Here is a 6,387-nt window from a genome sequence, read left to right on the forward strand (position 1 = left end):
GGCGAGACGATGAGGATGCCGCCGGCGTACCGCCGCCGGTCCTGGTACAGCAGATAGGCGGCGCGGTGCAGGGCGGCGACCCGCTGGTGGAAGTAGCCCGGGGTGCCGGCGGCCGGGCCCTCGGCGGTCTCCACCCACGCGTTGGGTTCGCCCCCGCCCGCCCACCGCTCGTGCAGGAACTCGGTGATCTCCGGGAACTGGTGCACCGGGTAGGCCTCGGCCTCCGGGAACTCCTCCTCGTCCGGCGCCCTGTCGCCCACGTTCACGAGCACCCGGAGGCGGCCCAGCTCCCGCTCCCACACCGACAGCGCGGCGAAGCCGCCGTCCAGCGCCCGGCAGGCGCCGAGCGCGGCGGCCTGCCACGACTCCCGGGGGGTGTGCGCCGCCGCCATCCCCTGAGCCAGCGCCACCACGGCCGCGAGCCGCTTGTCCTCACCCATTACTCCAGGTTAGGGAGGAATGGGCTTAATAGGGGCATTGGTATGGCGAACAGGGTGATCCGGCGGCTACTCCCCCGGCCACTGCGGCTTGCGCTTCTCGTTGAAGGCCGCGACCCCCTCCGCCCGGTCCCCGGAGAACGCCACCGAGCGCCACGCCGCGTCCTCGACCTCGAGACCCGCCCGCAGATCCAGCCCGTGCCCGAGCCGCAGCGCCCGCTTGGCCGCCCGCAGCCCGACGGGCGAGTTGGCGGCGATCCGGGCGCCCAGCGCCAGCGCCTCCTCGCGGTCGCGCCCCTCCTCGACCAGCTCGTCCACCAGTCCCAGCCCGGCGGCCTCCGCCGCGTCCAGCCGCCGCGCCGTGAAGATCAGCTCGGCCGCCCGCGCCGCCCCGACCCGGCGCGGCAGCAGCTGCGTACCGCCACCGCCCGGGATCACGCCCACGGACACCTCCGGCAGGCCCACCACGGCCGTGGGGTCGGCCACGATCAGGTCGCAGGACAGCGCCAGCTCGAACCCGCCGCCCAGCGCGAACCCGTGCACCGCCGCGATCGTCGGCATCGGCAGCTCCAGCACGCCGGTGTACGCCGAGCGCGCCACCGGCCGCTGCCGCACCAGGTCCGCGTCGCTGAAGGAGTTCCGCTCCTTCAGGTCGGCGCCGACGCAGAAGGCCCGTTCGTGCGACGAGGTCAGGACGACCACGCGCGCGTCCCGGTCCGCGGCCAGCGCCGTGCACGCGCCCGCGAGGGAGCGGGCCATCTCCGTGGAGACGGCGTTCATCGCCTTGGGCCGGTCCAGCACCAGCTCCGCGACAAGCCCGTGCCGCCGCACCAGCACGAACTCCCCGAACCGCTCCTCGCTCATGGCGTCCTCCACTTCCCGTGTTAACGAGGGTTAACTCGCTGTCGGCCCGATCATCGCAGCCGTACCCGACTGCGGGAAAGCCCGAGGGGCTACACCCGTTCGAGTGATATCCCGCCGTCTCACCCCACACCGCCCACAGGAGCGCATAGCGTGCGCTCCGCCACGCGCGCCCCGGGGCGCGCGGCGGGGAGGAAACCCATGAGACCGATACCTGCAGAGTCGCGCGAGGGTTCGTCCGGCATCCGGCGAGGGCGTCACCGCAAGCCCCGCCCCCGCAAGGTGCTGCTGGCCGCGGGCGGCCTCGCCCTGGCGGCCGGCGTCCTCAGCCTGGTCCGCATCTCCCCGGAGTCCGGGGTCGGCGCCCCGGGCACGGCGGAGGCGGAACCCCGGCTCGGCCCCGGCAGCGCGGCCACGGACCACTCAGCGAACACCGCCGCCACCGCCACCACCGTCGCCGCCGCCGGACCCACCGCGCTGCCCACGGCGACCTCCGTCATGGGGGGACGCGGCCCCGAACCGACGGCCGCCGGCTCGTCGGTCCCGGACGCCCGGGTCCGGTCCGTGACACCGCCCGGGGACACCGCCGTCCCGACCACCGTGCCCACCGGAGCCCCGACCGCGCCGGCCGGCACGCACCGGCCCCCGGCCACCACGGCGGCCCCGCGCCCGGAACCGACGACCGCCGAGCCCGCCCCGGCCCCGGCCCCGGGCCACAGCACGGAACCGCCCCCGCCGGGCGGGCTGTGCCTGCCGCTGATCAGCCTGTGCGTGGAACCGCTGGGCGCGCCCCAGGGACCAGGACGCCGGTAAGCAAGGGCCCCGGGCGGCTACGGCTGCCCGTCCCGGCGGGCGAGCAGCCACGGCTCGACCACGCCGAGACCGCGCACCGGGCGCTGCCACATCGGCTGGAGCGCGAAACGGTACGTCGGCGGCTCCTCGCCCTCCTTCTCGGCGGCGGCCGCGGCCTCGGCCGCCTCCGCCTCCGAGGCGGGCGCCTCGCCGCTGCGGATCAGCTCCTCGGCGAACGCGCTGTCCACCAGCACGGCGTCCCGCGGGGCTATGGAGGTCAGCCGGGAGGCCAGGTTCACCGTCGTGCCGAACACATCGCCCATCCGGGTGGTCACCGTGCCGAACGCCATGCCGACCCGCAGCTCGGGCATCGTCTCGTCGTTCGACAGCGTCTCGACCAGGCGCAGCGCGATGTCCGACGCCGTGCCCGCGTCGTCCGCCGCGTACAGGACCTCGTCGCCGAGGGTCTTGATGAGCCGGCCGCCGCGCGCGGCCACCAGGTCGGCGGCGGTGGTCTCGAAGGCCTCGACGAGTTCGCCGAGCTCCTCCTCCTCCATCCGGCGGGTCAGCCGGGTGAACCCGACCAGGTCGGCGAAGCCGACGGCCAGCCGCCGGTCGACCATCTCCTCGTCGTCGGCCGCCTGGACGACCCGCCCGGTGGCGGCGGCCAGCTGCCGGCGCCAGACGTAGACCAGGAACTCCTCCAGCTCGGGCAGCAGCAGCTCGACCAGGGGGTACGTCACCTCGGTGCGGGTCATGCCGGGCTCGGGGGGCTCGGTCAGGCCCTCCAGGAAGGAGTCGATCTGCCACTCGGCCAGCCGGGCGGTGGTCTGGCCGGTGGAGCGGGCCACCTGCACCGCCATGGCCTCGCTGAGCAGGCCCGCCTCGACCAGACCGGCGAGGCGGCGCAGGGCGAGCACGTCGGCCTCGGTGAGGGCCTTGGCCTGGCCTATGTCCGCGAAGCCCATCGCCCGCCAGAAGCGGGACGCCAGCTCCATGGAGACACCGGCGCTGCGGGCGGCCTGGAAAGGCGTGTAGCGGCGCTCGGCGCCCAGGATGAGCTGTTCCAGACGCAGCGCGAGCGGGTCCTCGCCGGGGTCGGCGGCGTTGGGGTCCGTCCGGCCGTCCTCGCCGGGGCCCGTGTCGTCGACGGTCACGCCTGCTGCCCTTCCGATCTGCCACGGTCAGGTATCGACCGGCCTCAACTCTACGGCAGGTGTGCGCCAGCTCACTCCGTCGGGTTCGGCGGGGGTCCACCTGCCCGGCACCGGTGCGTCGGGCACCGGAAACCGCAGCCGACGCCCCCTGGGGACCCGTGGTCCCCAGACCCCCGCCATCAGCTTGCGGTCACCGGCCGCCGTACGCACCTGCGGGCCGGCCGTGGCCGATCGCGCGGTTCCCCGCGCCCCCCTGGGGCACGCCCCGCACCGTCACGCCGGACGCAGATGGACGATGTCGCCCGCGCCCACCGGCTCCTGGACGCCCTCCTCCGTGGCGATGACCAGGCGGCCGTCGCCGTCCACGGCCACGGCCTCCCCGACCAGCGCCCGGTCCCCCGGCAGCTCGGCCCGCACCGTCCGCCCGAGCGTCGCGCACCCCGCCGCGTACGTCTGCTGGAGCCCGCTCGCCATGGGGTCGCCCCCGGCGGCCCGCCACCGCCCGTACCAGTCCTCCAGCGACCGCAGCACCGCCCGCAGCAGCGGATCCCGGTCCGTGCCGACCGCCCCGGCCAGCGCCAGGGACCCCGCCTGCGGCACCGGCAGTTCCTCGGCCCGCAGCGTGACGTTGATGCCGACGCCGATGACCACGCCGTCCGTGCCGGCCCGCTCGGCCAGGATGCCCCCGGCCTTGCGCTCCTCACCGCCCACGGTCACCAGCAGGTCGTTCGGCCACTTGAGTGCCGTGTCCACGCCCGCCGCCCGGGACAGCCCCGTCGCCACCGCGACCCCGGTGAGCAGCGGCAGCCATCCCCAGCGCGCCACCGGCACCTCGGCGGGCTTCAGCAGCACGGAGAAGAAGAGGCCGGACCGCGGCGGCGCCGTCCACCGGCGGTCCAGGCGGCCCCGCCCCGCCGTCTGCTCCTCCGCCACCAGCACCGCGCCCTCGGCCGCCTCGCCGGCCGCGGCACGCTCCACCAGGTCGTTGTTGGTGGAGCCGGTGCTCCGCACCAGCTCCAGGCCGGACCACAGCGAGCCCTCGCGCACCAGCGCGCGGCGCAGCGCGGCTGCGTTCAGGGGCGGGCGGTCGAGGTCGGACCAGCGGCTGCGGTCGTCGTCTGCTGCATCTCGGGGCGTCATGCAAGCCACCCTAGGTGTGGTAAACGACGCAGTGCTGATCGGTAGGGCCGCCACTACGCTACGGATGAGTAACCGTCCCCCCTTTTGAGCAGGCAGGGAGCCGCATCCCGATGTCCGAGCCGGAAGAGCGTCAAGAGATCCAAGAGATCGACATTCACACCACCGCGGGCAAGCTCGCGGATCTCCAGCGGCGCATTCACGAGGCGACGCACGCCGGTTCGGAGCGCGCCGTCGAGAAGCAGCACGCCAAGGGCAAACTGACGGCCCGTGAGCGCATCGAGCTGCTGCTGGACGAGGGGTCGTTCGTCGAACTCGACGAGTTCGCCCGGCACCGCTCCACCAACTTCGGGCTGGAGAAGAACCGCCCGTACGGCGACGGTGTCGTCACCGGGTACGGCACGGTCGACGGACGCCCCGTCGCCGTGTTCTCGCAGGACTTCACCGTCTTCGGCGGCGCCCTGGGCGAGGTCTACGGCCAGAAGATCGTCAAGGTGATGGACTTCGCGCTGAAGACCGGCTGCCCGGTCATCGGCATCAACGACTCCGGCGGCGCGCGGATCCAGGAGGGTGTCGCCTCCCTCGGCGCCTACGGCGAGATCTTCCGCCGCAACACCCACGCCTCCGGTGTGATCCCGCAGATCAGCCTGGTCGTCGGGCCGTGTGCCGGTGGCGCGGTGTACTCCCCGGCCATCACCGACTTCACGGTCATGGTCGACCAGACCTCGCACATGTTCATCACCGGGCCGGACGTCATCAAGACCGTCACCGGCGAGGACGTCGGCTTCGAGGAGCTGGGCGGCGCCCGCACCCACAACACCGCCTCCGGTGTGGCCCACCACATGTCCGGGGACGAGAAGGACGCCATCGAGTACGTCAAGCAGCTGCTGTCGTACCTGCCGTCCAACAACCTCGCCGAGCCCCCGGTCTTCCCGGAGGAGGCGGACCTCACCGTCACCGACGAGGACCGCGAGCTCGACACCGCCGTGCCGGACAGCGCGAACCAGCCGTACGACATGCACACGGTGATCGAACACGTCGTGGACGACGGCGAGTTCTTCGAGACGCAGGCCCTGTTCGCGCCGAACATCCTCACCGGGTTCGGGCGGGTCGAGGGCCACCCGGTCGGCGTCGTCGCCAACCAGCCGATGCAGTTCGCCGGCTGCCTCGACATCGACGCGTCCGAGAAGGCCGCCCGGTTCGTGCGGACCTGCGACGCCTTCAACATCCCGGTGCTCACGTTCGTCGACGTGCCCGGGTTCCTGCCCGGCGTCGGCCAGGAGCACGAGGGCATCATCCGGCGCGGCGCCAAGCTGATCTTCGCCTACGCCGAGGCCACCGTCCCGCTGATCACCGTGATCACCCGCAAGGCCTTCGGCGGCGCCTACGACGTCATGGGCTCCAAGCACCTGGGCGCCGACCTCAACCTCGCCTGGCCCACCGCCCAGATCGCCGTCATGGGCGCCCAGGGCGCGGTCAACATCCTGCACCGGCGGACCATCGCCGAGGCGGAGGACGTCGAGGCCACCCGGGCCCGGCTGATCCAGGAGTACGAGGACGCCCTCCTCAACCCCTACGTCGCGGCCGAGCGCGGCTACATCGACGCGGTGATCATGCCGTCCGACACCCGTGCCCACATCGTCCGCGGGCTGCGTCAGCTACGCACCAAGCGGGAATCCCTGCCTCCGAAGAAGCACGGCAACATCCCCCTCTAGGCCCGGCCCGACCGACAGGAGCCGATATGACGATCAAGGTCGTACGAGGCAACCCGACCCCCGAGGAGCTGGCCGCCGCCCTGGCGGTGGTCCGCGCCCGCGCCGCGGCGGCCGCGGCGCAGCCGTCCGGCGCGCCGGGACCCCGCGACGCGTGGTCCGACCCGTCCCGCATCGCCGCCGCCCGTCTGCCCCAGCCGGGCCCGGCGTCGTCCGAGGCCAGATAGGCGACGGCGGCGGCGATGTCCTCCGGGGTGCCGAGCCGGCCCAGGGCGTAGCCCGCGGCGATCT

Annotated in this window: 6 protein-coding genes and 1 pseudogene; 3 read left to right on the forward strand and 4 right to left on the reverse strand. The window is 73.9% G+C overall.

Annotation, left to right across the window (positions count from 1 at the left end; genetic code table 11):
- Nucleotides 1-440 (reverse strand): annotated as a pseudogene (locus ACWEN3_RS38505) (diguanylate cyclase); the annotation flags it as partial.
- Nucleotides 441-506: 66 nt separating this feature from the next.
- Nucleotides 507-1,301: an enoyl-CoA hydratase/isomerase family protein gene (locus ACWEN3_RS38510; protein WP_452981007.1), complete on the reverse strand. Its 795-nt coding sequence runs from the start codon at nt 1,299-1,301 to the stop codon at nt 507-509.
- Nucleotides 1,302-1,499: 198 nt separating this feature from the next.
- Here ACWEN3_RS38510 and ACWEN3_RS38515 point away from each other — a divergent pair, with 198 nt between their 5' ends.
- Nucleotides 1,500-2,111, forward strand: coding sequence for a hypothetical protein (locus tag ACWEN3_RS38515; RefSeq protein WP_452981010.1), 612 nt, complete (start codon nt 1,500-1,502; stop codon nt 2,109-2,111).
- A 17-nt stretch (nt 2,112-2,128) separates the two neighbouring features.
- On the opposite strand, the gene ACWEN3_RS38520 is transcribed toward ACWEN3_RS38515, so the two are convergent.
- Nucleotides 2,129-3,247: an adenylate/guanylate cyclase domain-containing protein gene (locus tag ACWEN3_RS38520; RefSeq protein ID WP_452981012.1), complete on the reverse strand. Its 1,119-nt coding sequence runs from the start codon at nt 3,245-3,247 to the stop codon at nt 2,129-2,131.
- A 273-nt stretch (nt 3,248-3,520) separates the two neighbouring features.
- Nucleotides 3,521-4,387: a biotin--[acetyl-CoA-carboxylase] ligase gene (locus ACWEN3_RS38525; RefSeq protein WP_452981014.1), complete on the reverse strand. Its 867-nt coding sequence runs from the start codon at nt 4,385-4,387 to the stop codon at nt 3,521-3,523.
- Nucleotides 4,388-4,497: 110 nt separating this feature from the next.
- On the opposite strand from ACWEN3_RS38525, the gene ACWEN3_RS38530 reads away from it, so the two are divergent.
- Both ACWEN3_RS38530 and ACWEN3_RS38535 read left to right on the forward strand, forming a co-directional pair.
- A complete protein-coding gene (locus ACWEN3_RS38530; RefSeq protein WP_452981017.1) occupies nt 4,498-6,099 on the forward strand; it encodes an acyl-CoA carboxylase subunit beta in 1,602 nt (533 codons plus the stop codon).
- Nucleotides 6,100-6,125: 26 nt separating this feature from the next.
- A complete protein-coding gene (locus ACWEN3_RS38535) occupies nt 6,126-6,323 on the forward strand; it encodes an acyl-CoA carboxylase epsilon subunit (RefSeq protein ID WP_452981020.1) in 198 nt (65 codons plus the stop codon).
- The last annotated feature ends 64 nt before the right edge of the window (nt 6,324-6,387 follow it).

The organism is Streptomyces sp. NPDC004561 (assembly GCF_053602155.1).

Coding starts and splice junctions, on each gene's coding strand:
- ACWEN3_RS38510 (WP_452981007.1), bottom strand. CDS start 1,301: ATGAGCGAGGAGCGGTTCGGGGAGTTCGTGCTGGTGCGGCGGCACGGG.
- ACWEN3_RS38515 (WP_452981010.1), top strand. CDS start 1,500: ATGAGACCGATACCTGCAGAGTCGCGCGAGGGTTCGTCCGGCATCCGG.
- ACWEN3_RS38525 (WP_452981014.1), bottom strand. CDS start 4,387: ATGACGCCCCGAGATGCAGCAGACGACGACCGCAGCCGCTGGTCCGAC.
- ACWEN3_RS38530 (WP_452981017.1), top strand. CDS start 4,498: ATGTCCGAGCCGGAAGAGCGTCAAGAGATCCAAGAGATCGACATTCAC.
- ACWEN3_RS38535 (WP_452981020.1), top strand. CDS start 6,126: ATGACGATCAAGGTCGTACGAGGCAACCCGACCCCCGAGGAGCTGGCC.